This window comes from Alteromonas sp. W12 (genome assembly GCF_001924945.1).
Lineage (GTDB): Bacteria > Pseudomonadota > Gammaproteobacteria > Enterobacterales > Alteromonadaceae > Alteromonas > Alteromonas macleodii.
In genome coordinates this window covers 316,897-341,700 of record NZ_LQXH01000008.1, presented here as the reverse complement: position 1 = coordinate 341,700, position 24,804 = coordinate 316,897, and the positions used below count along the sequence as shown (strand labels likewise).

The following is a 24,804-nucleotide window of genomic DNA, read 5'->3' as shown; positions in this document are numbered from 1 at the left end:
GAAGAGCCCCCATGGACGAGTTCACGACGTGTCCTTGCGGCCAGCCTACTTCTACTCTTGGTCTTCGGGTCTATCCATATTTTCCGTCGACTCCAACCACATGGCGTTGATAATGCCAAAAGAGCACGCCAGCAAAACTCCTAAAATCCAAGCGAAATACCACATAGCGTTCTCCTTAATAAATGGTGTGAGACTGGTCGAGGTCTTCATTTTTAATACGCCCGCGCATTACGTAAAAGCTATAAGCCGTGTAGCTAAGTACAATAGGCACAAAGATACAGGCAACAATAAACATTACGTTTAGCGTCATATGGCTAGACGTAGCGTCCCAAACCGTTAAGCTCGCCTCTGGCATAGTGATGCTTGGCATTAGAAATGGGAACATTGAAAAGCCTGCCGTTAAAATAACGCCTGCTATAAATAGCGCACTCGATACAAACGCCATACCTGCATTACCCTTCTTAGAGAAAAGCGCACAGGCCAAACCCGCAATAATGCCCAGCACAGGTGCTGCCATCATAAGGGGGTATTTGCTGTAGTTGCTCATCCAAGCCCCAGCTTCAATGGCAACCTCTTTCTTAAGTGGATTTGACGTAGCAATGGTGTCAATTGCCGAGGTAATCACGAAGCCGTCTAATCCAAATGCTACCCACAGACCTGCAAGTACAAATAGCGTTACACCAGTCAGGCTTAACACAACCGATACTGCACGTGCGCGAACTTCAATGAAGCCATCGGTTTTCATTTGTAGCCAGGTTGCACCGTGGTTCAGCAACATAGCCACAGAAAGCAGTCCTGCCACCAGCGCAAACGGTGTTAAAAGGCCAAAGAACGAGCCTGTATAGGTTGATTTAAGCGTGCTGTCCATTTCAAACGGTACGCCCAACAGCAGGTTACCAAACGCCACACCAAAGATAAGGGCTGGGATAATACCGCCAGCAAATAGCGCCCAATCCCACGCTTTACGCCACTGAGGGTTTGGTAGTTTACTGCGGTAGTCAAAGCCTATCGGGCGCATCCAAAGGGCAATTAAGGTAAGGGCCAATGCTAGGTAAAACCCAGAAAACGCAGTGGCGTAAATCATCGGCCACGCGGCGAAAATAGCGCCACCTGCGGTGATAAACCAAACTTGGTTGCCATCCCAATGCGGTCCTACCGTGTTTATCATTACGCGACGTTCTTTGTCATTTTTACCAATAAGCGTGAGCAGAGCTCCAACGCCCAAATCGAAGCCATCAGTAACCGCGAAGCCAATTAGCAGAACGCCAACCAAGCACCACCAAATGACTCTCAGTAGTTCATAATCAATCATGCTTTTGCTCCTTGCTCATCAAGGTCAATAAGATCAAATTCAGTGTCAGGCTGCTTATCTGCAGGGGGAATCGGCCCTTTTTTGGCAAACTTCTTCATTAAGTAAAAACCAATAATGAACATGCCGGTGTAGAAAGCACTGTAGGCTACAAGGGTTATTACCACGTCGCTTACGGCGAGATTAGATACCGACGTATGCACCGGAAGCACCTCTGCAATTGACCATGGCTGGCGACCATATTCAGCGACAAACCAGCCAGCCTCACAGGCAATCCAAGGAAGCGGCAAACCATAGAGCGCGCTTTTTAATAACCAGCGTGGCTTAGTAATCTTGTGTTTAGTGCTGTAGTAAAAGGCGCACACAAATAGCGCAAGCATAATAAAGCCAGCCACAACCATAAGGCGGAAACTCCAAAACAATGGGGCAACCGGCGGAATGCTGTAATCTACTGCCTGTTGAAGCGCGGCATCAGAAGGATTTGAAACGTTCTCAGTGAAAGGCTCTAGCAACATAGCGTAGCCCAAACTGTCTTTATTTTGGTCGAAGGCAGTACGTTGCTCAGCTGTCGCGGTGCCGTTTCTTACATCTTCAAGTACTTCATAGGCTTTAATTCCGCTTAGAATACGCTCGCGATTCTCTTCTTTAAGATCCTTAATACCTTTTACTTCTTCGGTTAACGAACGGGTAGCAATAATGCCCATTGCCCAAGGAATTTGAAGGGCGTACTCGGTTTCCTGCTTTTCGTCGTTTGGAATACCAAACACAGTAAACGGCGCAGGTGCAGGATGGGTTTCGTACTCAGCTTCAACTGCTGCCAGCTTCACTTTTTGTACATCACCAAGCTCATAACCACTTTCATCACCTAACACGATCACAGAAAGCGTTGAGGCTAGGCCGAAGCTAGCAGCTATGGCGAACGAACGGCGCGCAAAGGCGATATGCTTATGATTAAGCAGGTAGTAACTTGAAATTGCCAACACAAACATTGCGCCGGTCACGTAACCTGCTGATACAGTGTGAACAAATTTGACCTGTGCTACGGGGTTAAAAATAACCTCAGCAAAGCTGGTCATTTCCATACGCATGGCTTCAAAATTAAATTCAGCGCCTACCGGGTATTGCATCCAGCCGTTAGCAATCAAGATCCACAGTGCAGAGAAGTTTGAACCAATGGCCACCAGCCAAGTCGCCATCAAATGCTTCACCTTTGACATTTTGTCCCAGCCAAAGAAGAACAAACCCACGAAGGTAGATTCCAGGAAAAAGGCCATTAGGCCTTCGATGGCAAGTGGCGCACCGAAGATATCGCCTACATAGTGAGAATAGTAAGACCAATTCATTCCGAACTGGAATTCCATGGTTAAGCCTGTGGCTACACCAATGGCAAAGTTAATTCCAAACAGCTTTCCCCAGAATTGGGTCATCTGCTTATAAATTTCTTTACCCGTCATTACGTATACCGATTCCATAATGGCAAGTAAGAAACTAAGCCCCAAAGTTAAGGGTACAAATATAAAGTGGAACATTGCAGTTAATGCAAATTGCCACCGCGATAGTTCTATTAACGTATCGCTCATGGGTTATCTCCCTTGTATTTCGTGTGCGCGTTAAACGCTTAGCAGAAAAGTGGTTTAAAATTCAGTGATGAACACGTGAATATGCCGCATGGCAAGAGCACGGTTTATGCCATACATCAGTAATTTGGCTGCTTAAGCGCAATTACCGATAAACGGCGGTATTTTCGTACTGTGCAGATAAATTATTCCACGACCGAGCGTGTGGCTTATTGATCCAACGCAACAATTCATGGCGATGCATTCGCCATATTTGTCATTTAGGTGACAAATATGGCACAAGAGAAAGGTCACGTAGGTGAACATTGAGAGGTAGAGAATAGGGCGCGTTAGGGTGTATATGTGATTGTGAATGCACCCCGTAAATCACCCAATTCAAACCCTGTAGCTTGATCATTGGGATAGTGCTTTAGAATGGATTGTTTTACTGAAGGTGCCACATTGGCTCCGTGGCATGCCATGCACACCTGACCTTGTTCAATCGCCATCATGTACCTAAACTCACCGCTTTCGCTATCGTATTGATAAGTTTCAATAGGTCTTTTAGGGGCCAAATTGTCTTGCTTAGCTTTGGTCAGTAATTGTGAAAACCACGCTAACTGCTCACGCTCCCATTGATCTGCCGCATTGTTTGGGTTCCTTACTTTCAGCGCGGTACGCCCAACCTCCCACCCGTTTTGACTAAGCGCCAGAGCAATAGGAGCCGCTGCAATCTGGCATTCGTTAACGCCAGCCTCTAGCCCTCCGGATTGAATTGCTTGCTGTAGTCGTGACTTTAGCGCGCCTCCCAGTGCTTTTGCGTGTAATCGCGCTTCTTTGACTTTTTCCTGTACACTGTTTTCACTTTTTTTCTCATTGGCAGTCACTGTATCTGCCAATGAATGAGCACTACTTGCCAATAAGCTTATCGCCACCAGCATTACGCTATTTTTCATTATAAAACTCTCTTTGGAACTGAATGAGTTGCTACCGAAGTATTGTCGTTTGTCTCAAACAGTGAACAAGCTCTATGCCAATATGATAAATTGCCAAAATTAAATTAGAACAAACTAATATTCAGCCACCCATGAATATATCCATAGTACAAGCGATGATAGATGCGATAGATAAACCCGCAATCTTCATTAACCCAAGCTACGTTATTGAAGCTGTCAACCAGCCCTACAGAGATACCTACCCTGTGGATATAAAGCTTGGCTTTAGTACCTGCTATCAAGTCTCTCACCGCAACAACAAACCTTGCGATAAGTGCGGCGAGCATTGCCCAATGCAAGAGAGTAAAGCCACAGGACGAGCGGCTAGCGTAGTACACGTTCATACCACCAGTGAGGGTCAAAGCTACTGCGACATCCTCATGCGCCCGATCTTCGACGGTAGCGGAGAATTATTAGGTTTCTTGGAAATACTTGATAAGCTTTCGTTTGCCTCAAACCGACCTTCAGCAGGAAAGATGGTCGGCGAATCAGAGGCATTTAAAGCAATGCTAAACAAAATAAATCGCGCCGCTAACTCAGATATTTCAGTACTATTGTTTGGCGAAACCGGCACGGGTAAAGAGCTGGTGTCCCAAGCACTTCACTCGAGTAGTCACCGTGCTGGCAAACCATTTGTTGTCATCGAGTGTACCGGCATGTCTGACACGCTGCTTGAAAGCGAACTATTCGGTTATGAAAAAGGGGCATTTACAGGCGCAACCACAAATAAGAAAGGGCTCGTAGAAGCAGCGGAAGGCGGCACATTGTTTTTTGATGAAGTCGGCGATATCCCACTTTCAACACAAGTAAAGCTTCTGCGGCTGTTCGAGTCTCAAACTTATCGGCCTGTAGGAAGCACAGTGTCTAAAAAGGCTGATTTTCGTTTAGTGTGTGCATCACACAAAAATCTAAAGCATATGGTGGAAACGGGCGAATTCAGACAGGACCTCTACTACCGCATTGCCGGTTTTCCTATCAACCTCCCTTCTTTACGACAAAGAAAATCAGATATAGCACTGATAGCCGCTCACTTTTTGGCAATGTCTAAAGAGAAAAAACGGTTTCATAAAAACGCGCTAGAAAAACTAACCAACTACCCGTTCCCAGGCAATATTCGCGAACTAAAAAACATTGTAGACCAAGCTATTTTACTGGCTGATGAAACCGTTATTTACGATACAGACTTACCCGAGCTCGATAACATAAGCTCTGATGCTATCAATGATGCCTCGTCATCTCACGGTAACGTTGTAACCTTAGACGAATTGGAACGCCAATACTTACGTCAGGTTCACACGTCTTTTGAAGGCGATACCCAGCAACTTGCACAAGCGCTGGGAGTGAGTACCCGTACACTTTACAGAAAGCTGAAAAAAGCGGGGGTTGGAGATACGTAAAAAATAATAGGTAGAAAAATTACCAAAACGCAGGCTATGATAAAAAGGCGCTAACCAGATAAAGAAAAATGACTTTAAGACGCCTACTTACACTAACACTTTGCCTTTGTATGCTTTTGCAAAATGCATTAGCACTTGGCCTTGCTGCCCATACTATGCAGCAAGCACGTGCGTTTGTAGGTGAAGATATTGAACTTATTTGTACTGGCAAGACCATGCGCTACATTTCAATTAGCGCCACTGAGTTTGAAGGTGAGTTCGTTTTTGTTAGCCCCGAACTGCTCAAAGCACCCGCCGAGCACGTTGACTGTACCAATGGCACGTTAGCCGACTTACCTCAGGTTGACGAGCCACTACATGCCACATTACCTTTACTATCGCTGGTTCGCTATCGCGCTTTAGTCGCGCGTTTAGCGGCTAAGCCCTTTACAGATTTTGCTTACGCGGCGCCGCTAAGTCGTGCCCCACCACACGCATAACAACCTCCCAAACACACTGAACATGCATGCTTTCACCATGCACAACACTCGTTTTTTAAAATGGAATTGTTATGAAGCAATCTATCATTGCGCTTGCCGTATTCACTGCGTGCGCGCCCGTACACATTTACGCAAACACCATCGACTTAGCCGATAACACTTCGACAGAAGTGGTCACCGTTATTGGCACACCGCTTTCCCTTAGCACGCAAAATATAGAGCAAGAGTCTGTTAGTGCTGCCAGCAATATTGACGCTGACTTTGGCGATCAGCTTGCCACATTACCTGGCGTGTCGATATCTCGAAACGGCCCAGTCACCGGACTTATTCAGTATAGAGGACTTTATGGTGACCGAGTTGGCGTAAGCATTGATGGCGTTGATATTGCTGGAGCAGGACCAAACGCCATGGACTCGCCCCTTTCTCATGTGCTGCCAGAACCAGGACTGACCGCCACCCTTTACCGGGGGATTGTACCAGTAAGTACAGGTGTGCAGACGCTAGGCGGAAAGCTTCGCATTCACTCTGATGCCTCAGCACTTTTTGACTTGAATACAGGCTTTAGCGGTAGCGTAAGTGCCGGCGCAATATCTCCGGGGAGCGGTCAGCAATACCAAGGCAATCTGTTTTATAAGAGTGGCCAGGCTTTTGTTAGCGGCGCCTTCACTCATCAGCAGCGCGACGAACAAGAGTCGGGAGATAACAGCGTTATACCAAACAGCCATTACCAAAGAAATGGCGGTAAGTTCAGGGCGGGCGTCGAGTGGGGCAATCACCAAGTCGATGTGAGTTATCAGCAACTTAATACTAACGAAAGCGGCACGCCTGCTTTAGCCATGGACATTGGTTTTATTGATGCCGCTTGGTATCGACTGGGCTATCGCTATAACGCAAACGATAGGGAGTTCTTCACGTTAAGCTGGTTTGGCAACAGCAACCAACATGCCATGGACAACTTCTCACAGCGCATGGTGATGTCTGCCGACATGGCGAGAGAGAATAACGCTGATGCTATTGCTCAAGGTGTAGATGCCACCTATGTGACGCCATTTTATAAAGGCGACCTCAAACTGGGTGCCTATCTGCACCACAGCAGGAATAACTCGACCATCACCAACCCTAATAACGGCATGTTCTTCGTTGATAACTTTACCAACGTAGAAAAAGACACAGCCAGCGTATACGCAGAATGGCAGCGAGATAAAGCATCTTTTTCAACAACAATTGGTACCCGATATACACGTGTTGACATGGATGCCGGGCTAGCCGGTTCTAATATGGTTATGATGAACCCTGCCATTGCTTCACTCGTTGATGATTTCAACGCGGCAGAACGCAGTAAGAGCTATAACATGTTAGATATTGCCGCTAGCACGCGATATCACGCCAGCGACAATGTCGATGTTGTCCTTGGCGTATCGCAGAAAAACCGTGCCCCTACTTACTTCGAGCGCTATACGTGGCTACCTCTTGGTATTTCTGGGGGAATGGCAGACGGATTTAACTACATTGGTAACTTGGCTCTAGACAACGAAACTGCACGCCAGATAGATGTGGGTATTGATTACCGTTTCAAAAGCTGGTCAGTTTCTCCTCGCCTCTTTTATCAAGATATTGAAGACTATATTACTGGTTCTCCCAGCACGAATATGGCTGCCAATATGGTCTCCACCATGATGGCAGGCACAACACCATTTCAATGGACTAATACAGACGCCGTAATCAAAGGGGCAGATCTGACTGTTTCGGGTAATGTGTTTGATAACGTGAAGCTTAACGCAGTAGCAAGTGTTCAGCACGGTAATCGCGACGATATAGACGATGCTTTGTTTCGTATCGCCCCCGAACAGCTAATCACCACCATTCGGTGGGATACACAGCTACTTAATGCGCCAATGGCGCTGCAACTAACGTCAGAATTGGCAGGAGCACAAAACCACGTTTCAGCGCTACAAAATGAAACCACTACTGCAGGATATGGATTAGTACACATTACGGGGCTTTTCACCCTTATAGATAATGCGCGGTCAAATCTTCAGATTACGGCCACCATTCATAACCTATTTGATAAGCATTACGCCCCACACACAGCGGGAATTAACCGCGTGAGGAATACTGATGTTGCAGTAGGTGAGCGAGTACCCGCAGCGGGACGAGAGTGGCATCTATCGCTGAGCTACAGGTTCTAACCGTTTAAAACTCAAACTCCAAAAGGCATAAAGATAAACCAGTGATTCTCCTTCGCTGGTTTATCTTCTCTTAATGTCTGATACACATGCCGTTTTAAACGCTAGAAATGAAAACTTGCGCACTAACGTAAGTATTTTGAAGGTAAAGAACTGTGTCAGATTACAGCGGGAAATAAGGTTGAGAATGCCTGCCACAAGAGCCGCAGGGCCAACAGTGTCACCACTATCTTGAACGCCAGCATAAATTTATCAGCGGGGACACGCTTTAATACTTTCAAGCCGATGAATGTGCCGAGCGCACCACTGGCAATCATAATAATGATTAGCCCGGCCCACTGGGCAAAAGAAAACCCTACAAAGGTAAAAACAAACGCTTTAAGGCCGTGTTGCAGTGTCATACAGCTGGCAAACGTGCCGGTAATCTGCATTTTGCTGTAATTATTTCGGTGTACAAATGCCGCCACCAGAGGCCCTGTGGCACCTACAAACATTGAAACCAGCGTGGTTACCAACCCTGCCAATGTTCTTCCCGCGGGGTTCATTTCTTGTGCTTTGGGTTTACTCCCCCACACCAGAAATAAAATAAATGCGGCAACCGCAAATTGAATAATAACCAACGGCAGCTGAACCACAACAAACGAGGCCAAAAAAGCGCCAACGATTGCGCCTAAAGAAAAATACTTCAGCATATTCCAGTCGATATGCCTTGCCGTCATCAGTGCACGGTTACCGTTTGAACCAAGCTGTACTAAACCGTGAACCGGGATCAGCGCACTGACTGGCATAGTACCGGCCATTACTGCCAGTAGTAAGACCCCGCCACCAATACCCAGCGTTGCTGTTATCATCGACGTAAAGAAGGAGGTAACAACAAGTACTACTGATGATGACATCGACATCGCATCATTGGCCGTTAACCAGCTATAAAGTAACTCCAAGGGTCAAATTCCACCTTAATTCGTAACACAGTTTGTATGGTTTGAGTGATCATTACACCAAAACATATCGTTTAAATATCATACAAAACTCACGCCTAACGCGTAAGGTTATTTATCATGCCTTCTATTAGTTATTTAAACAAAGCACTTCGAATAATACGTGACAAGCAGTGTACAAAAGGCGCTAAGCTAGTTGCCAGGCAACTTCTCCGCAATAGCGGGTTCACTGATAAAGATATTTATGATTGTTTAAAGCAGGGCACGATTATTCGCATTACCATATTTGAAGCCTAGGGTAGCGTTACATCTTATACCTTACACTTACCGCTTGCCCACCCACTCGCATGGGTCTAATTTCTATACCTAAAAACCCATTGACTTTCTTCATTGTGCACAGGATACTCGGGTCATTAAATACTCACTAGCAGCGCACTGTTTTTAAATACTATGCCTAAAAACACGAATACACATACTGCTTACTCAGCGTCTGCGCTGATTATTATTCTCGCTATTCTAAGGAATGGGCGGGTTAGCTAGTGCGTAAATAGAATTCACTAAACCCGCCGCAAAGGCGGGTTTTTTATTGGCTCGTCTTGCGGTAAAAATAACGGAACGACAGCCATGAACAATCCAATATCTCACGTGTTACAACAGTTGCATGACGCAGTAAACCGCGGCGATCAAGACGCCTTATCCCAATGTTATGCTAGCGATGCAACAGTGGTCGCGACCCCTATGTCCAGCTCAACGCAAAACCAAGCCGCTGAAGAACATGCCACGCAGCGAGACTGCGTTGATGCCCTGCTTAAATTTCAAAAGAAATTCATGCCCGATCATTTTGTTACAACCGGAGATGAACGGGTTATACAAGCAGGTGACGTAGCGCTAGTCGTCGCTAAGCTTTACCTTGTTCCTAAAACAACACCCAACGCCCTACCCTGCGAGGGTAAGCGCGCCGTTTATGTTCTGCAAAGGGATGCAAGTGGTGAATGGCGCTGTGTCATCGATAACTTCTTCGGTACTGATTTGTTAGATTTTGCGTGATTCTCTCAAATCCAGGCATTTGATTCTAAAAATTAGAATAATTTGATGAATTTTTACGCATTTAAAATTAATAAAAACGAACATAAGATTTATCTCGAGGTTTACGAAGTACTCACGACAAACTTAATCCAAGAGGAAATCACAATGTTCAATATTAAAAAATCAATGGCAGCACTTGTTACTGGCTTAACCTTTCTTGTTCCTTCTGTGCAAGCGGGAGAGCCAGCCAAGAGCCTTCTGACACCCGACAACCACACGGTCATTCTTATCGACCACCAGCCTCAAATGGCGTTTGCAACACGCTCACATTCAATCGAAGGTGTGCGCAACAACGTTACAGGTCTAGCAAAATCTGCAAAGGCATTTAATGTACCCACCATTCTGACAACCGTAGCTGAAAAGTCATTCAGCGGCCCGCTTTTCCCGGAATTAAAAGCAGTATTCCCCGACCAAACACCTATTGACCGCACAACGATGAACACCTGGGAAGATAAGCGAGTCACCGACAAGGTTAAGAAATTTAAAAAGAACAAAATTGTTATTGCAGCGCTTTGGACAGAAGTTTGCGGTGTAGGGCCAGTGCTGTCTGCCATTGAAGAAGGCTATGACGTGTATTTTGTAACCGATGCGTCTGGCGGTGTATCTAAAGAAGCTCACGACATGGCGGTTCAGCGTATGATTCAGGCAGGTGCTCAACCCATTACTTGGTTGCAGTACCTTCTAGAACTTCAACGTGATTGGGCTCGCACTGAAAGCTATGTGGACGTGACAAACATCGCAAAAGAACATGCTGGGGGATACGGTTTAGGCCTTATTTACGCAACCGAAATGTTTAACGCCAAAGAAGGCCAGTAGCCTTTGATGCGACAGGTCACCGTGACCTGTCGCACTTGTATCGTTACTGCACGAGGAGTTTAACATGAGAGCTTTGCACCCACTTGTAGCACTATTGATCGCGCTTCAAATCGCAACACTTTCTTTCAGCGTTAGCGCTAATACCGATAGCGCGCAATACGAAAAAGGCCAAACACTTTCACAATACTGTATGGGGTGTCACGGTGAAACAGGCATTGCCAACATTGAAAGTAACCCTAATTTGGCAGGTCAAAACAAACCGTACCTAGTTTATGCACTTAAAGCTTATCGCGACGGCATCAGGAAAGGCGGTATGGCCAGCATCATGCGCCCCAATGCATCAGGGCTTAGCGATGACGATATTGACGCCCTAGCCACTTATTTTGCAGCCCAGTCAGGTAAACAAACCACTAGCCAAAGCAGCAATAACTAGGAGCTATCCCATGAATTTATTATTGTCACGTTTTTCGATTGTTGCTCTATTGTTTGGCGCTAGCCAGGCAATGGCTGCCCCAGATCTGGTCGTTGTAAATGCAAAAATCACAAACTCGAGCGGCCAAACCTATACGGCTCTTAGCGTAGAAAAAGGTAAATTTAGCGCCTTTTCGCAAGATGCCCAACAGCTGCTAGCAGACGCAGATAGTGCCACTCAAGTAATCGATGCAAAAGGACAGCGGCTCATTCCAGGTATTAATGACTCGCATATGCACGTAACGCGAGGAGGACGTTTTTATAATTTAGAAACTCGCTGGGAAGGTATTACAAGCTTGAAAGAAGGCTTAGCCATGCTAGAAGCACAAGCCAAACGCACGCCCAAGGGGCAATGGGTAAGAGTCATTGGAGGTTTCAGCCCTTATCAATTTGAAGAGAAGCGCTTACCTACACCACAAGAGCTTACCGACATCGCGCCAAACACACCGGTATTTGTGCTTCATCTTTACTCAGGTGGTGTGCTCAATAAAAAAGGCCTTGAAGCACTGGGAATAGACAAAGACACCCAAGCGCCAAAGGGAAGCGTGATAGAGCGAGATGCTACCGGAAACCCTACAGGTGTTTTGCTTGCTCAACCCAACCCAATGATTTTGTATAAAACCATTGCAGCGCTGCCTCAGCTAAGCGCAAATGAGCAGTTAAATTCCAGTCGACAGTTTTATCGCAAGCTACTTAGCTTAGGCGTAACCAGCGTAGTAGACGCAGGCGGCGGTGGCCATACCTTTCCTGAAGACTATACAGCCAGTGAAACCCTTGCCAAGCTCGGTGAGTTACCGATACGGGTTTCTAATTACTTGTTCCCGCAAGTGCCTAATAAAGAAATGGTGAGTTTTGCTACATGGATGAGTAAGTATGAAGCAAATCAAAACCAGCATATTCATTTAGACAATGGCTATGTAATTGAAGGCGGTGGCGAGCTACTCACTTATAAAGCGTCAGACTATGAAAACTTTCGTGCGCCACGCCCTGAACTTCCAGGCGAAGCCGAAGATGCGCTGGAAGAAGTGATTAGGCTTCATCTGTTACAGCAGTGGCCGTTTAGGCTCCATGCCACTTATGACCAATCTATAACACGTATTTTAAACGTACTTGAACATATTCACTCAACACAGCCCGTTGATAGCGTGCGCTGGATTATCGACCACGCCGAGACGGTGTCTGATGAAAATCTTTCGCGCATTAAAACGTTAGGTGGCGCGATTGCGGTGCAAGGTCGTATGGCCTTTGCCGGTGAGGATTTCGTTGAGCGATATGGCGCCGAGCAAGCCAAGCGCACGCCCCCTATAACGCAAATGCTTAGTGCTGGTATCACAGTGGGCTTAGGCACAGACGGTACCCGCGTTTCAAGTTTTAATCCATGGGCAACCTATTACTGGGCAGTGAGCGGAAAAACCGTGGGTGGTTTTGATATAGGTACAAAGCATGTAGACAGACTGACAGCCCTAAAGCTATTTACTCAAGGGAGTGCTGCACTATCTGGAGAAGAAAACGTTAAGGGTAGATTGCAACCTGGCTTTTACGCTGACTTTGCTATTCTTAACCACGATATCTTAACAGTAAGTGAAAAGGCATTGCTAAACACACAAGCACAGTTAACTGTCGTAGACGGCAACGTCGTTTTTGCCGATAGACAGCAGTACCCAGAACTCGCAACACCAATAGAATCAGCCGAGCCCGCGTGGTCACCGGTTAACTTCTCCCAACAACGTTAATTGAGAAAGATCATGGCAAAACGAATTTCATCTCACAAAAAAGATTTAGGTGGCTTCTCAGTAAGTCGCATTATTCCCCACGTTGACGCAAGGAGCATTGGCCCATTTGTTTTTGTTGACCATATGGGACCTGCACATTTCCCAGCAGGCAGCGGCATTAACGTTAGGCCCCACCCGCATATAGGACTGGCCACCATTAGTTATTTAATGGAAGGTAGTATGCTGCATAGGGATAGCTTAGGCACTATTCAGGAAATACAGCCTGGTGACGTAAACTGGATGACAGCGGGTAAAGGCATTGTTCACTCTGAGAGAGAGACCATTGAAACCCGAGGCAGTGACCATGTGCTAAACGGTCTACAGTGCTGGGTTGCATTACCCGAAGAAAAGGCAGATATGGAGCCCAGCTTTATACATGTAAACAAAGCTAAACTGCCTTATATACATCGCGAAAAAGTGCTGATGCGACTAATTGCAGGAGAAGCGTACGGCTATACGTCACCGGTTAAGACGTACTCACCCATGTTTTATTTAGATGTTATAACAGAGGCAGGAGCGGTTATTGAGCGTCCGTGTGGCAAATCTCAAACGGCCTGTTACGTTATTTCCGGAAAAGTAAAACTAGGAGATGCAGTATTCAGCGCAGGCGAATTTGTGCTATTGGACGATGAAAGTGAAATTGAAACCATGGAGAATAGTCGCTACTTCCTTTTAGGTGGAGAGAAAATGGAGAAACAACCCATTTTACGTTGGAACTTTTTGGCGTACTCTCAAGAGAAAATAGAAGACGCTGAGGCTCGTTGGGCAAACGGGTTATTCCCAACTATTCCGGGTGACGACCGCGAGTTTATTCCGCTGCCTAAATAAAGCTGTTGTTGTAAGCAGCTCTAGCAACAAACTAATGGCTTTAAGCACAAAATACATTAAAACCGAAAAGAGCAGGCTTATAGCCTGCTCTTTCATTAGCGTAATACCACTACGTATTAATGGTCGTGATCGTCGTGCTCGTGTTCTTCTGCAATACCTAGCCAAACTGCACCTGCAGGCTCAAAATCCAGTTCAAGCAAGGTTTCCGTGGTCTCGGTTTCCAAATCAACAGCGAGGATAGCTTGCGCAACAGGGTCAACAACAAACAAGGCTTCTTCGTGTTGCGATGCCGCCATGCTAAATGACTGACCTTCTGCTAGGTTTGCGGCGCTGGCACTGGCCACATCAATTTTGTGCGAAAATTCCCAGTGCGTGTCACCGTCTTCTTCATGCGCTTCTAGCAGTGTTACAAAACCTTTGTCATCTAAAATAACAAAGAATTCACCGCCCATTGAGAAGCCGTATGACACTGCATGAGCGTCAGTCTCTGGCTGCCAGTCAATCACGCTCATTGTGCTAGTTACAGGCGACACATTGGCCAAGATGGCGCTGCCACCGCCGTGCCGTGAAGCAATACCAATAAACGCTTCAGCGTGTTCATGTCCATACATTGTGCCAATGCGCAAATCGCCAAGCCCATCAATGTTGTCAATAAACGCGCTGGTAAATACCTCATCATCTTCGTTGAGAATTAATACGCCGTCGCTACAGCCAAATGCCACAGCTACTTCGTTTTGAGCGGCGCCATGTAAATCAGCACACTCGCCATCAAAGCGTTGCTCTTCTTCGTACTCGCCATCATGCCAGTGATATACCGCAACACTGTCTGGCAAGATTGGATTAGCAGAACGAGACTCTGCATCATCACGACGTACAGTACTAATTAGCATGTCTCCACGCGGTTCCGCGACACCGTGCATATTTACAGTAAATTCCAAAGTAGGAACTTCTGTAATTTCACTGGCAATTTGGGTATCGGTTACTACTTTTACCGCTGCCGGCATGCTGGTATCGGCATTTCCGTCGTAAAACACAGCAAGCTGACCGTCGTGTGTTACTACATGAGTCGGTTGACTACCTTCAAGTGTGAAACTAGACAGACTTGGGGCTTCTTCATAGTCGTGCAGGTGCTCTACGTGATCTTCTCTCCATAATCCACCATCAAGAAACTCAGTTAATCCGTTTGCTCGGCTGTTGATGACTGCAAAGCGATAGTCTGCAGAGGCGCTTACACTACTTCCATCAAAGGTTGCAGAAAACGTATCAAGTACTGAATTATCATCTAGATCAAAGACAGTGAGCGTATTTGATGCAGCATCGGCAACAACCAATCTGCCTTCACTTTCAATTTCATAATCTGAGTCGTGATCGTCGTGGTCGTGATCATCCTCTGGCACCTCAATAGGATCCAGCTCTACAATATTGGTTTCTGCATCACCACAGCCTGCGAGCAAAAGTGCGCTGGCTATGGCGCTTAGTACTAGTCTATTTTTCATGTGTGTATCCCTATCAATAATTCTTTTTTATAAGCTGATCTTAGAAATAACCGCGTACGCCGAAAGCAAAGTTTCTACCCGGACGTGGTGCAATATCTTTCAAAAATGAGGTGTGAACGCGCGCTTCTTCGTCGGTTAGGTTTTCACCGCTCAGGTAAACCGATAAATCAATATCTCCCAAAGGAATGTCGTACGTGATTGAAGCATCAACAAGGGTGTAGCCGTCCGTTTCAGTCTCGAACGTCGAGATATCGTCTTGTTTTGCAAAATATGTGATGTCTAAATCTGCGCGAATGTTATCTAACGTGTAGGCAACGTGTGAGCCCACTCGCATGGGCGAAGTGCGAGGCAGTGCGCCACCATCTTTAAGGCGGGCTTTAACGTAGTCGGCGAAGAAATCGAGTTTTAGGTTGTCAGTGGTTTGCCAGGCAACTTGTAACTCAAAACCATGAAGGATGGCGTCAGCTGAACCAAACAGGTAAACAGGTAGTTCATCGCTGTGTTCATCATGCCCTTCTTCACCGTGCCCCTCTTCGCCATGATCATGGTCATGACCACTTTCAGCGAATAAGCCGGTTTCTTCTTGGAAGTAGTAGTTATCTACTTGGTTATAAAAAGCATTAAATACAAAGCCAACGTCACCCTGTGTTTTTCTGAACGTTAGGTCGATGTTATTTGCTGTCTCAAGATCGATTGCCGTTTGAGAAAGCACAAACTCGCCTTCCTCTGACAAATCAAAAAGGGCGCCAATTTCATAGGTACGGGTGCCAATATGCGGGCCAAAAGAAAGAAGCTCAGAGGCAGAAGGGGCGCGCTCTGAACGGGAAAGTGAAACGCCCACGTTATAGCTTTCATTAATGGTATAAACTACACCCGCTGATAGCGATATAGGTGTAAACTCTTGATCTACCGCGAACTGTCGTACGAACTCGCTGCCTTCATGTTCATGTTCGTCGTGAGCATGCTCATCATGATCATGTTCATCGTCGTGCTCGTGAGCGTCAAGCTCAGGCAACAGCACACTTGATGCGTCTAATGTTACGCTTTCCGCTCGCGCTCCTAGTTGAACCAGAAAATCACCAAAGTGACGCTCTTCCATGAGTGCTACAGCAAACATCTCCATTTCTGAAGGCGGTGTAAAGGCTTCTTCGCCTTGAGCAAATACATCGCTCCCTTTGTAATGAAGGCTGATACCACCGCGCCAGCCAGCCATGGGTTTATGCAATAACTCTACGCGAAGTTCTTCGGTTTCATTACTAAAAGTGGTACCTACTAAACCGCCCTCAACTTCAGCATGTTCATAATCGGTATAGCCCGCTCTAAAGTGAACACTTTGAAAAAAGTCATTGGTAAAGTTGTACTCACCTAAAAGCTGATACTTAGTTTGCTCAAGATCAGCGAATACCGAAGTATCTCCGCCATGGCTGTGCCCAGGCACGCCATACTCTCGCTCAAATCGCTCTACCGCTACGCCAACATAGCCTTGGTCGAATAAATAGCTGGTCCCTAACGTAAACCCATTCGATTCTTCGTTACTGTTTTCAACCACATGGGCGCCATCTGGGTCATCAATGTCAGGGGCAACAGGTGTTTCATAATCATTTGAATCGCGATAAAAACCGTCAGCGTAAAAGGCTATGTTGTCCACCCCAGTAGTCACGTTAAACGTTCCAAGTTTCTGGTCGTTAACGGTTTGCGTTTCTAATACAAATTCACCGCGCGTTTCAGTGGACGTGGGCACACGTTGGTCAACTACGTTCACCACACCGCCTATCGCACCGCTTCCGAAGAACAGGGTTGCTGGCCCACGCAGCACTTCAATTTGTTTAGCGGTTGAGGCTTCACTTGCTACTGCGTGGTCGGGGCCAACACGGGAAACGTCGCTCACATCCAAGCCATTTTGAGTAATCAGTACCCGTGGTCCGCTAAGGCCACGAATAATTGGCGTGCTCGCAACATTGCCATGGAAGTTAGACTGTACGCCGGGTAATTTTTCTAGCGTATCGCCCAGCGTGGCCGCTTGTTGCCGACGTAAGGTTTCGCCAGATAACACGCTCACTGGTGTGGCCGATTCCATCACCGATAAATGCATAGGCGTGGCGTGCACGTCAATCACTTCGATAGCACTGCGCGCCAAGACAAAGTTAGCGCCTTCTGCGTTGTCAGATTGAACTTGCGCATGCTCATGTAAGTGAGCGAAGCCAGAGGCGAATATGTGAAGCGTATAGTCGCCTTCCTTTACGTTAGAGAAAGTAAACTCGCCCAGCTCGTTAGTACTGGTAACGCGCTTTAGCGCCTCAATTTCAACAGTGGCATTGGCGAGCGGCTTTCCGGCTGCATTAGTTACCGTGCCAGAAAGTGTTTGTGCCAGCGCTGACGGAGATGCTAATAGCAACGCAGGCGCTGAAAGCGATAAGCCTAACGCCAATCGAGACAGTTTCATTATTCTAACCTCTGAATTTGTGTAATGTGATAATGTATCATATTTATTTTTATGGTATGTTATATTGTAACGTTTACGCAAGAGGTAAAAATGAAAACTATTTCTATTACGTGGAAGAATTCACAAAAAGCGCTACGCGCCTCTTCAACTTTTCTTAAGGTAGGTACTTTTGTCGGATTGAATTTGGCTGGGATGGGTATCAACGCTGTTCATGCTGCGCCTCATACTCACGGCGAAGGCAAACTACAAATCCTACAAGCGGGAAGTGAGTGGCAGTTTGTGCTGCAGCTGCCTGCTGCTGATGTTCTGGGGTTTGAATACGCGCCATCCACGGCTAGCGAGAAAAAACGTTATAAAGAAACGCAAAAGGTTTTTCAGCGCTTTGACGACATTTTTACCCTAAGCAATACGTGTGAATTACTCGATACCACACTTGAAAGCCCATGGGAGGTAGCTAACGAGCATGACGAGCATGACGAGCATGACGAGCATGACGAGCATGACGAGCATGACGAGCATGACGAGCATGACGAGCATGACGAGCATGACGAGCATGACGAGCATGACGAGCATGAAAGTGAACACGAAGACCATGCCCATCGCAACACCCACTCTGATTTTCGTGTCGCATATTTGCTTAGTTGCCAAGGCCCCGTAAAGCGTATTGAGATGACAGGGTTTCCCCATTGGCCAAGCCTGCAGCACGTTAATGCAATTTGGGTAACCAACAAAGGACAAGGCGCACTAGAGATAACTCCAAGTCAGCCAACCTTACTGATAAGCAGCTAGTTAGATTTTTTATTCTCTCAGGCGCAAGCTTCACTCATTGTGCGTGCGCCATAGCAATTTTCGGACATACTATGAATTCGATATCTCAAGGAAGCAGCGCAATGCCAAAAGTGCAGTTCATTTCAGACAGGCTCGCTATGCTCCTTTCATCCCTTTGCGTAATACATTGTTTATTAACGCCTATTTTATTGATTTCCATACCTGCATTGGCAGGTGTGTCAATTCTCAATGATGAAACCTTCCATCAAATATTGCTGTTCTTTGTGCTGCCCATCGGTGTTTTTGCGCTCTCACTAGGCTACCTACATCACAAAAATAAGTGGGTAGTATTTGCTGGCGTTTTTGGCCTAACACTTTTAAGTAGTCCGCTGCTGGTTGAATGGGTAGGCTTAGGACACGAAGTACTAGGTGAATATGGTGAAGTAACAATCACGGTAATCGCGTCGTTTATTATCGTTGGTGCGCACCTGATTAACTATCGGCTTAGGTCGAGCGTGCAGGAGCCTATTTGCGAAGAGCGCGAGACCACCCAATCACAACCCTATTAGTTTCATCATAATCTCAAAAGCGGGTAATTCTTATCGAGCGACGCTCGCAATATTAGTGGTGTAAGTCGTTTTTGAGGTCTCATTCAGAGGTTATTTTGTCTAGTTTTAATCATTCCGACACGGTACTTCCCGATGTCACTAAAGAGCATTCCACTGCGCAACTTCCTGTTATTGATAGTGTAGGCATGCAGGGCATCGCTATCCCTCTGCACGTGCTAGGTAAGCGCGGTGAGCGATTAGCCAGCCAAGCAAAAGTCGATGTAACAGTGAGTTTAGATCACCCCAATGCTAAAGGCATTCACATGTCTCGATTGTACAGCTTGCTGCAGCGATATTTGAGCAACCAAGACTTACATAAGTCGGCACTTGTGTCGTTGATGAACGCGCTTATCGAGTCTCAAGATGGGCTGAGCAACAGCGCCCAGCTTAATTTACACTTTGACCTCACCGTGTCGCGTCCGGCGCTCATAAGTAGGATGTCAGGATATCAATCGTACCCTGCTTCACTTTGCGTAAGACGATCACCTGAACGTTATGAGGCACAGCTTAAGTTAAGAGTACCGTACTCTAGTACTTGTCCTTGTTCGGCCTCCCTCTCTCGCAAGGCGTTATCAGAAGTGTTTGTGCAGCAATTCGAAGGAAAAGGTTTATCCGTAGAAGAAATGGGCGCTTGGCTCGCTTCTAAACAAGCCAGCATCGCCACGGCGCATGCACAGCGTTCCTTTGCCGATATAACCCTAGATTTAAGCGACAACGAGATCCCCGATTTTATTGGTATTATTGACCTGATAGAAAACGCGTTAGGCACACCGCTTCAAACCGCAGTTAAGCGTGAAGATGAACAGGCGTTTGCCAAGCGTAATGCTGAAAACCTAATGTTTGTAGAAGATTCGGTAAGGCGACTGCATGAAGCGTTAAGTACGTATTACCAAGCTACCTATTTTCGTGTAAAAGTAGAACATCAAGAAAGTCTGCATGCACACGACGCCATTGCTGAATTATCAGGCCCAGTTCATCGATAAATTCAGACATAATTTGGGTGTTGAAACCGGTAGGCAGAAGAAACAATAAAAGGAAAATAACATTGTTATCTCTTAACAAGCTCTCTTACATCAGCAAAGCAGCGTGCATAGGCGCTGCAGTATCAGCTATTGCGGCGTGCTCGTCTGCGCCATCAACCCCGCTTGCTGGTGTAAAATCACACACTCTATCAAATGCCGTGATATACCAAACCAGCAGCAAAGAGTACCCTGTTCTCTCAAGCTTTGTGTATGGCCAAGCTATTTCAGCGCTGCCTACGCGTTTTGCTAATGGCGATGTTGTGGTGATGGATGTTGATGAAACCGTGCTAGACAATAGCACCTATCAAAAAGAACGGGAAAGTGCAGGCTTGGGATATTCTTCACAAAGCTGGGCCGAATGGGTAAAACGTGAAGAAGCCACACTTGTGCCTGGTGTAGCCGCTTTCATCGATGAAATTTTTGCACGAAATGGCAAGGTGGCGCTTATTACAAATCGCAATAAAGCGCTTGATAGTCACACTTGGAATAACCTTTTGGCGCAAGGTTTGCCGCTTACCACGAGTAATACCTGTGTTGTTGGCCGCACTGCTGAAGACAAAGAAGCGGTAGGCCAGGAAGGTATGGTTAATGACAAAGACTTGCGCAGAATGCAGCTTACTCTGGGCAAGATCGCGTGTTCGAATACGTCTAAAGACGCGACGTCTACGTGGGCTGTGCCTCACACTATTATCATGCAAATTGGCGACAACATTGAAGATGTGGGCGGCGTAACCCAAGAATCTGCCAACGTTGAGTTGCTCATGCCACGAGTGGGCACAGAGATTTTTATTCTGCCAAACCCCATGTATGGTTCTTGGTAGACCATTGATAAAGTAAAATCAACGAATGTCGCTTTCTATATGGAAAGCGCCGTTCGTTAAATTAGCGTTGTCATCGTTAATGCCATTTCCCAGCCCTGAATAGGGCTTTATTTCTACCACATCCAGTAAGTAAGCGGATGTGCCCTGAGGGTCTTCATACAACCCGGTAGAAAACTCACCCGAGAACGTATACGCCTGCTGGATGTCTATTCCTCTAATACCGCCTTGCTCGTGGGCATTATTCAACGAAACAAACACAATTTGATTCGGTGGCGGTGGTGGGTAATGAATACACGCGCCGAAATAAGGCACAATGAAGAACGCCGTTATTTCTCGCTGTGCATTGGCTTCTACAGGCACAATAAACCCGCTGAGCTCGACGTACTTGCCGTTAAATGTATCAACCGTATTTACTGAGATTAGCGCTTGCTGGTATTCATCGTCAAACGTGCGTTGAATAGACTGAAATACCTGTTCATGAAGGGGTAAATTCTGCTGAGGATTTTGAGTCGATTGGGTCTGGCCCAACAGCGCCTTTTCGGCGTCAGGTAACAGCGCGTCCCACGATAAGGGTTGGAACTGTTGAACGGTAGTTAACCTGTGGCTGTCTTGATAAATCGCCGTGTTATTCTCGAAAAAGCGCTCAATTACGCTATCAAGCTTACCCCTCAGGCCGAGCCCCACCAGCGCGCCCAATGCAATCAAAGCAATAAGAGAAGCCAGTAAAACGTACGTGGCGCGCTTCATACATTATCCTAGCTTTTAACTTGCTAAAATTTTGACTTTGCGGGTGTAAGTTACCGGCACATTCTTTTTAAGCGCATAGACTTTTAGAACAAGTTCGTGCGTGCCTTCTTCTTGTGCCTGAAAGTTAATGGCTTGTTCGCCCTTTGTAGACGGCAGAGAAAAGCGCTGCGGTGAAAGTAGCGTTACGCCATCACTTGCCATCACATCTACGCTAACTTCTTTATAGTTCGAAGGAATGGTAAATCGCAGCGGAACGGTTGACGCCTCAAGCTTAGCCACTTCTCGCTTTCTGTCGATATTGAGCGAAATGAGCGGCTCCTTAGCTGCCGCTAAGTGCTGTTGCATCATGGGGTGCTGAAAGCCAAACTGCATGTTTCCCATACCTGCGTGTAGTTCACACGCAGTACTATGAAAGGCTATAAGACTTGATAAAACGGTAGCTGCAACGACTGTTTTTTTCATATCAGTTACTCCTCGTAAAGCGCGAAGCTGTCTAGCACTAACGAATAGGCAGATGTACCTAGTGCGCTTTCGTGGTTGTCTATTTTTACCGTGCCTTCAAACCAATAAGGGTCGTACAAGTTCTCAACTGCAATGCCTTCTTTGTATTCAACATACAAAATTTGATTTGGCGGCGGTGGTGGCATGTGTAAGCAAGCCCCAAAATAAGGAACGACGAAAAAAGCCGTCGCTTTTTGCTCATCGTTTTGTTCTAAAGGCACTATAAATCCAGGGATGCGGATAGCCTTCCCGTCAAACGCTTCTATCACTCGCGTCGACACTAACGCTTGTTGGTATCGCTGTGCTTGTTCATCTTCTAGCTGCTTTGAAGCAAAGTCATCGACAGAGTCGGCGGCAGAGCCATCGGCAATATCGTTTAAAAACTCAGGCCTATTTAAAAGCGCGCTCAAATCGTCCTCGGGCATAAGAGCTACCCAGTCAATTTCCTCGTAATTGGCGGCTTGGGTTGGGTTTAACGTGCTAAATAAAACCAATAGTGCCGCAATTAAACCGAATTTAACGCTAGAAAGCGTGACAGAAAATTTCACAAAGATGACCTAACATACTATTTAACAATCACGTTATAACATATCACAACGTAGTAAATTGCGATAAGCGTTTATCTTTGCAAAATGTTACTTAGCGCCAATTACTCAATAGAAAATGCTTTGCTAGCGCATTTGTGAAGCATCAGTTAATTACGCTAGCTCCCGTTCACTTTTAAGCCCAAGCACGTGTTTAAAAAATAGCGTTGCTGGGCAAAAGCCAGTGAAGCTCTGTTGGAACAAGTTTGCGCCAATAAACACGGTAAACCACATAAAGTTTGCATGAACAAACTGGGTTAGTAATACAGACAACAACACCATGAGCCCTGCGAAGGCGGTTAATGCTTTTTCCTGAGACATAGCGTAATCCTTAAATATTGGAAGAGATTAAAAATAAAATCGATAGGCAATAAACGTATTACTTGCGTCTTCAAACTGCCCCCAAAACGTATAGTTATCCTTACCTGAAAAGACATTCACCCCCGCTCGCACTTGCCACTTGTCGGTGGGCGAATAAGCCACTGTAGTCTTTAGGTATCCGTCGCTATCGCTGGGTGAATAAAACAGAAAAGTATTTAACGTCAGTGTTTGACGAAGTGCTAACCACGTTAAACGGGTCGTCACCCAATGGCGGTATTTTTCTTGAACTCGCTCAGAAGACGAGACTGTTCTATTTAGGCCATCCCCATTGTGTAAGTACTCGGTGTACCACTGGAAACCACCGGTAAGATTTGCGGCAATTTCTTGGCTATAGCCTAGTAAGAAACGACTTTGATCATTCGCTATTTGCCCGTCACTTCCATCCATGTCTTCAAGGCTGTTGTAGAAAACGTATTCCGCATTTGCTATCCCCCGCCCCAGAGGCGCGACAACACTTGCGCCATAGGCATTCATTTTACTGTAGCGCGGTCTTCCAAGAGAATCTGTCGCGGTGGGCTGCCTTGTATAACCGGTGTAACCATAGCCTGCAATCTCCATCCCCTTAACAGATTTATACACCCTTAAGGCAAGCTCACTTCCTCGTGGGCGATTATCACGTTCAACAGAAAACGAAGGGGCAATGTTTTCATCCAATTGCGGGCTGTAAAAAGAAAATATTTCGCCTGTAATACCAATATCAGGCTCAAATTCAGGTGTGACGACTAAATCTACATTGGCAAAATCCGTGTAGCCCGACACCTTTAATGCATTACTCGGCGCTTTAAGGTATTCGTCTTCTCTTCCTGCAAAGAACGACTGATAATCTTTAGGGAAGAGATCATTTAAAAACAAGTAATCCCCTGTCCCCCAGGTCAGCACTTGCTTACCGACTTTAATGTCAAATGCATTTGCCCAGTCCCCTGCGCCGACTAAAGCGCTGGGAAGAATACTGCTTAAGCTACCTTGCCATGCCAGTTCGCGAAGTTGTGATTCCCACGACGACGTTACGCCGTCATACCAAACGTCGGCTTTACTGGAAATGGAGGAACTGTCTAATGCATAGTCTGCGCGAAGTTGAACTCTGGCGTCGCGCAATGTGCTGTTATTTAACACAGATGGCGCGTTAGCAGCTTGAAAACTCTCGTTCATTTGTGAATTCTGACTGCCAAACGCGGTAGCCATGTCACGGGAAAAACGGTTTCCTACGGCGAGCTCGGCGAAACCAGAAATACGAAGCTTACTTTTGCTGTCAGTGCCCCATTCGTCATCCCACTTATCGCTCCAATCGTCACCTGATTCGACATTATCCTCCTCAGGCCACACGCTGTCCCACTCGTCGTTTACGTTAGCTTTGTACTCTTGTGTGCCGATTTTTAACGGGTCTTTTGGGTTCTGGCTTTCAACATTTAACGTCTGAGCGCTTAACGGTAAACTTACTACTGCCATTGATGCAAAAATGAAAATAATCGGCGCGAGCAAAGCGTGCGCCCTCCATTGCTTTTTAACCCACTCAGAAAGACCATAGGCTTGGCTAGGCAGCGTTATCCATATGGATGGAGCTAGTAATTTAGGCAAGCGCACCGTGCTAAATTCCTTTTTC

At 46.3% G+C, this 24,804-nt stretch carries 24 protein-coding genes; 12 read left to right on the top strand and 12 right to left on the bottom strand.

Annotated features, from left to right (window positions below; all coding sequences use genetic code 11):
* Positions 1 to 51 precede the first annotated feature (51 nt).
* The 4 genes from cydX to AWH61_RS12860 form a co-directional block, all read right to left on the bottom strand.
* On the bottom strand, positions 52 to 165 hold the full coding sequence (cydX, locus tag AWH61_RS12875; RefSeq protein WP_014951149.1) for a cytochrome bd-I oxidase subunit CydX: 114 nt from the start codon (positions 163 to 165) through the stop codon (positions 52 to 54).
* Between the two features lie 10 nt (positions 166 to 175).
* The gene (gene cydB / locus AWH61_RS12870) at positions 176 to 1,312 is read right to left on the bottom strand and encodes a cytochrome d ubiquinol oxidase subunit II (RefSeq protein ID WP_075177259.1); all 1,137 of its coding nucleotides are present in this window, start codon (positions 1,310 to 1,312) and stop codon (positions 176 to 178) included.
* Positions 1,309 to 2,889 (bottom strand): cytochrome ubiquinol oxidase subunit I, encoded by a 1,581-nt coding sequence (locus tag AWH61_RS12865; RefSeq protein ID WP_014951151.1) that lies wholly within the window; start codon positions 2,887 to 2,889, stop codon positions 1,309 to 1,311. Before AWH61_RS12865 ends, cydB begins: the two co-directional genes overlap by 4 nt.
* A gap of 326 nt (positions 2,890 to 3,215) precedes the next feature.
* On the bottom strand, positions 3,216 to 3,821 hold the full coding sequence (locus AWH61_RS12860) for a Tll0287-like domain-containing protein (protein WP_014977691.1): 606 nt from the start codon (positions 3,819 to 3,821) through the stop codon (positions 3,216 to 3,218).
* 155 nt (positions 3,822 to 3,976) lie between these two features.
* On the opposite strand from AWH61_RS12860, the gene AWH61_RS12855 reads away from it, so the two are divergent.
* The 3 genes from AWH61_RS12855 to AWH61_RS12845 all read left to right on the top strand — a co-directional run bounded on the left by AWH61_RS12855 (position 3,977) and on the right by AWH61_RS12845 (position 7,925).
* Positions 3,977 to 5,257: a sigma-54 interaction domain-containing protein gene (locus AWH61_RS12855; RefSeq protein WP_075177258.1), complete on the top strand. Its 1,281-nt coding sequence runs from the start codon at positions 3,977 to 3,979 to the stop codon at positions 5,255 to 5,257.
* Between the two features lie 110 nt (positions 5,258 to 5,367).
* The gene (locus tag AWH61_RS12850) at positions 5,368 to 5,736 is read left to right on the top strand and encodes a hypothetical protein (protein ID WP_232379095.1); all 369 of its coding nucleotides are present in this window, start codon (positions 5,368 to 5,370) and stop codon (positions 5,734 to 5,736) included.
* Positions 5,737 to 5,807: 71 nt separating this feature from the next.
* Positions 5,808 to 7,925 (top strand): TonB-dependent receptor plug domain-containing protein, encoded by a 2,118-nt coding sequence (locus tag AWH61_RS12845; RefSeq protein ID WP_075177257.1) that lies wholly within the window; start codon positions 5,808 to 5,810, stop codon positions 7,923 to 7,925.
* 155 nt (positions 7,926 to 8,080) lie between these two features.
* On the opposite strand, the gene AWH61_RS12840 is transcribed toward AWH61_RS12845, so the two are convergent.
* Positions 8,081 to 8,863, bottom strand: a complete 783-nt coding sequence (locus AWH61_RS12840; RefSeq protein WP_075177256.1) for a sulfite exporter TauE/SafE family protein — start codon at positions 8,861 to 8,863, stop codon at positions 8,081 to 8,083.
* Positions 8,864 to 9,484: 621 nt separating this feature from the next.
* Between AWH61_RS12840 and AWH61_RS12835 the strand changes: the two genes are divergently transcribed.
* From AWH61_RS12835 to AWH61_RS12815, 5 genes are all read left to right on the top strand, one after another.
* Positions 9,485 to 9,907 carry a YybH family protein gene (locus tag AWH61_RS12835; protein ID WP_039229165.1) on the top strand — a complete coding sequence of 141 codons (423 nt, stop codon included), beginning with the start codon at positions 9,485 to 9,487 and terminating at the stop codon, positions 9,905 to 9,907.
* 144 nt (positions 9,908 to 10,051) lie between these two features.
* Positions 10,052 to 10,762: a hydrolase gene (locus tag AWH61_RS12830; protein ID WP_083605944.1), complete on the top strand. Its 711-nt coding sequence runs from the start codon at positions 10,052 to 10,054 to the stop codon at positions 10,760 to 10,762.
* Between the two features lie 64 nt (positions 10,763 to 10,826).
* Positions 10,827 to 11,195 carry a c-type cytochrome gene (locus AWH61_RS12825; protein ID WP_039229162.1) on the top strand — a complete coding sequence of 123 codons (369 nt, stop codon included), beginning with the start codon at positions 10,827 to 10,829 and terminating at the stop codon, positions 11,193 to 11,195.
* A 10-nt stretch (positions 11,196 to 11,205) separates the two neighbouring features.
* On the top strand, positions 11,206 to 12,966 hold the full coding sequence (locus AWH61_RS12820; RefSeq protein WP_075177255.1) for an amidohydrolase: 1,761 nt from the start codon (positions 11,206 to 11,208) through the stop codon (positions 12,964 to 12,966).
* Positions 12,967 to 12,978: 12 nt separating this feature from the next.
* The gene (locus tag AWH61_RS12815; protein ID WP_075177254.1) at positions 12,979 to 13,833 is read left to right on the top strand and encodes a pirin family protein; all 855 of its coding nucleotides are present in this window, start codon (positions 12,979 to 12,981) and stop codon (positions 13,831 to 13,833) included.
* A 116-nt stretch (positions 13,834 to 13,949) separates the two neighbouring features.
* Here AWH61_RS12815 and AWH61_RS12810 read toward each other — a convergent pair whose 3' ends face one another.
* Positions 13,950 to 15,329: a 5-methyltetrahydrofolate--homocysteine methyltransferase gene (locus AWH61_RS12810; RefSeq protein ID WP_075177253.1), complete on the bottom strand. Its 1,380-nt coding sequence runs from the start codon at positions 15,327 to 15,329 to the stop codon at positions 13,950 to 13,952.
* Between the two features lie 40 nt (positions 15,330 to 15,369).
* Positions 15,370 to 17,772 carry a TonB-dependent receptor gene (locus tag AWH61_RS12805; protein ID WP_249922646.1) on the bottom strand — a complete coding sequence of 801 codons (2,403 nt, stop codon included), beginning with the start codon at positions 17,770 to 17,772 and terminating at the stop codon, positions 15,370 to 15,372.
* Positions 17,773 to 17,862: 90 nt separating this feature from the next.
* Between AWH61_RS12805 and AWH61_RS12800 the strand changes: the two genes are divergently transcribed.
* The 4 genes from AWH61_RS12800 (at position 17,863) to AWH61_RS12785 (ending at position 20,991) form a co-directional block, all read left to right on the top strand.
* Entirely contained in the window at positions 17,863 to 18,561 is a 699-nt protein-coding gene (locus AWH61_RS12800; RefSeq protein ID WP_249922645.1) for a ZrgA family zinc uptake protein, read from the top strand.
* 71 nt (positions 18,562 to 18,632) lie between these two features.
* Positions 18,633 to 19,109, top strand: a complete 477-nt coding sequence (locus tag AWH61_RS12795) for a MerC domain-containing protein (RefSeq protein ID WP_230633809.1) — start codon at positions 18,633 to 18,635, stop codon at positions 19,107 to 19,109.
* 95 nt (positions 19,110 to 19,204) lie between these two features.
* Positions 19,205 to 20,131 (top strand): GTP cyclohydrolase FolE2, encoded by a 927-nt coding sequence (gene folE2 / locus AWH61_RS12790; protein WP_075177252.1) that lies wholly within the window; start codon positions 19,205 to 19,207, stop codon positions 20,129 to 20,131.
* 62 nt (positions 20,132 to 20,193) lie between these two features.
* The gene (locus AWH61_RS12785) at positions 20,194 to 20,991 is read left to right on the top strand and encodes an HAD family acid phosphatase (RefSeq protein ID WP_075177251.1); all 798 of its coding nucleotides are present in this window, start codon (positions 20,194 to 20,196) and stop codon (positions 20,989 to 20,991) included.
* A gap of 18 nt (positions 20,992 to 21,009) precedes the next feature.
* Here AWH61_RS12785 and AWH61_RS12780 read toward each other — a convergent pair whose 3' ends face one another.
* From AWH61_RS12780 to AWH61_RS12760, 5 genes are all read right to left on the bottom strand, one after another.
* Positions 21,010 to 21,738, bottom strand: coding sequence for a DUF3299 domain-containing protein (locus AWH61_RS12780; RefSeq protein WP_075177250.1), 729 nt, complete (start codon positions 21,736 to 21,738; stop codon positions 21,010 to 21,012).
* Between the two features lie 15 nt (positions 21,739 to 21,753).
* Complete coding sequence (locus AWH61_RS12775) at positions 21,754 to 22,200, bottom strand: hypothetical protein (RefSeq protein WP_075177249.1); 447 nt, start codon at positions 22,198 to 22,200, stop codon at positions 21,754 to 21,756.
* A 5-nt stretch (positions 22,201 to 22,205) separates the two neighbouring features.
* On the bottom strand, positions 22,206 to 22,787 hold the full coding sequence (locus AWH61_RS12770) for a DUF3299 domain-containing protein (RefSeq protein ID WP_014951170.1): 582 nt from the start codon (positions 22,785 to 22,787) through the stop codon (positions 22,206 to 22,208).
* 150 nt (positions 22,788 to 22,937) lie between these two features.
* Entirely contained in the window at positions 22,938 to 23,144 is a 207-nt protein-coding gene (locus AWH61_RS12765) for a YgaP family membrane protein (protein WP_014977706.1), read from the bottom strand.
* 27 nt (positions 23,145 to 23,171) lie between these two features.
* Positions 23,172 to 24,785 carry a hypothetical protein gene (locus AWH61_RS12760; RefSeq protein ID WP_075177248.1) on the bottom strand — a complete coding sequence of 538 codons (1,614 nt, stop codon included), beginning with the start codon at positions 24,783 to 24,785 and terminating at the stop codon, positions 23,172 to 23,174.
* Between the last annotated feature and the right edge of the window lie 19 nt (positions 24,786 to 24,804).